Annotated in this window: 4 protein-coding genes; 2 read left to right on the top strand and 2 right to left on the bottom strand. The window is 36.5% G+C overall.

Features of this window, described 5'->3' with window-relative positions; genetic code table 11:
- The first annotated feature begins 101 nt into the window (after positions 1-101).
- Complete coding sequence (locus ACY65O_RS04435) at positions 102-767, top strand: DUF1579 domain-containing protein (protein WP_462219640.1); 666 nt, start codon at positions 102-104, stop codon at positions 765-767.
- 133 nt (positions 768-900) lie between these two features.
- Positions 901-1,530: a carbonic anhydrase gene (locus ACY65O_RS04430; protein WP_462219639.1), complete on the top strand. Its 630-nt coding sequence runs from the start codon at positions 901-903 to the stop codon at positions 1,528-1,530.
- Positions 1,531-1,543: 13 nt separating this feature from the next.
- Here the strand turns inward: ACY65O_RS04430 and ACY65O_RS04425 are convergent, their stop codons facing one another.
- Positions 1,544-1,741, bottom strand: coding sequence for an agmatine deiminase family protein (locus ACY65O_RS04425; protein WP_462219638.1), 198 nt, complete (start codon positions 1,739-1,741; stop codon positions 1,544-1,546).
- 82 nt (positions 1,742-1,823) lie between these two features.
- Positions 1,824-2,050 (bottom strand): hypothetical protein (locus tag ACY65O_RS04420; protein ID WP_462219637.1); only part of this gene is annotated, 227 nt, incomplete at its 5' end.

The following is a 2,050-nucleotide window of genomic DNA, read 5'->3' as shown; positions in this document are numbered from 1 at the left end:
CCATGGAAATATAAAGTTGATAACCCCCAAAAACCACCCATCAATTTTGCTTGCAAAAACTAAAACTAAACTGTATTTTGTTTAACTAAAATTTATAAACCATGAAACGGATTACCTTAACTATTTGTTCAGCAACTTTATTGCTGCTAAGCTGTAATAACAGCGCCGATGATAAAACAAAAACGGAAACCGCTTCTGCCGATACTACCAGTAAAATGGCAGATGCAAAAACAGAAACTGCTGCACCACCAATGGATGAAGCCGCTATGATGAAAGCATGGCAGGATTTTGCCGCACCTGGCGCTATGCACAAATGGATGGAAAAAACTAATGGCATCTGGGTTTGCGATTCTGTAAGCCAATGGATGGCTCCCGGTGCACCACCAACAAAAGTAAAAGCCACCAACATACAATCTTCGGCAATGGGCGGCAGGTATGTTACAGGCAAATATATTTCATCAATGATGGGCCAACCACATGAAGGTATGAGTACCATGGGTTATGATAATGCTAAAAAAATGTTTGTTAGCACCTGGATAGATAACATGGGCAGTGGCATTGTACACATGAGCGGCACTTATGATGAAGGCACTAAGACCTTAAATCTTAAAGGGCACCAAACCGATGCGGTAACTGGCAAAGACAGTGATATGAGAGAAGAAATGAAAATGATTGATGATAACACTTACTCCATGTCATTATACGGCGCAGGACCGGATGGGAAAGAAATGAAATTTATTGAAGGTACTTTTAAGAAGAAAAAATAAATCTTTAAATAGACTTTATAACCCTGAAAATTTCAGGGTTTTTTTATGCAATTATTTATTTATTAACTTGCTTTAAAACTTACTGCATACCTTTCGGTAAATAAATTTCTTTTAAATTAAAGCAAAATTATTTATGGATAAAATTGAAGAAATATTTGCCAACAACCGGCAATGGGTAACTGAAAAATTGGCCATTGATGCTGATTATTTTGAAAACCTGGGTAAAGGACAAAACCCCGAATTTTTATACATTGGCTGCAGCGACAGCCGTGTTACTGCCGAAGAATTAATGGGGGTGCAGCCTGGTGAAGTTTTTGTACACCGCAATATTGCCAACATGGTTATCAGCATTGATTTAAATGTGATGAGTGTATTGAATTATGCAGTGCGGCATTTAAATGTAAACCACATTATTGTTTGCGGCCACTATGCCTGCGGTGGTGTAAAAGCTGCGATGCAAAGCGCCGATTTAGGAATTTTAAATCCCTGGCTGAGGAACATACGTGATGTGTACCGTTTGCATAAAGACGAATTGAACGCCATTACCGAAGAAGAAAAAAGATATGACAGGCTGATAGAATTAAATGTGCAGGAGCAATGCGTTAACCTGATAAAAACCGCTGCAGTACAACAAGCTCATATAGAAAGAGGATTAATGGTGCATGGCTGGGTATTTGATGTACACACCGGTAAACTGATTGATTTAAAAATTGATTTCCCTCATATACTGCAAGATATAATGGAGATTTATAAGCTGGTGTAAATTATTTTTTACATCATTTATTTGTTGCCGGTTCATTTCTTGAATGGCAATGCACACCACCACCATCATGATGTAAGGGCATGCAATCAATTTGTACAACCTTTCTTCCGGCAAATGCTTTTTGTAATATTTTGTTTGCCAGTTCATCTCTTAATTTTAATTCCCCGCTAAACCTTATTTTAGTTTTAGCATTATGAAAAATAAACATCATTTTTATTTAAACAAATAAAATGCAAAACACTGCCGAAAAGAAAAATTAACAAAGCAGGGTTTTGCATAACGTAGAAACAAAATTATTTTTTACTTACATCGGTATAGTGAACAAGCATTTCATCTTTAAATAAATCAGCTCTTATAAATTTATCTTTTTCAACCTTTGCCTGTACCCTTGTTTGATTTATTCCTTTTGTTAGTGTAACAGTTTGAGATGATATGTAAGCACGGGCATCAACATCATACAGGCGAATGGTATAATTGCCGTGGTTGAATATATTTACTGTTACTGTTGTGTTTTCTCCTT

It is taken from the genome of Ferruginibacter sp. (genome assembly GCF_031430955.1).
GTDB lineage: Bacteria > Bacteroidota > Bacteroidia > Chitinophagales > Chitinophagaceae > Ferruginibacter.
The sequence above is the reverse complement of the archived record's forward strand: the minus strand, read 5'-3'. Positions and strand labels throughout refer to the sequence as shown.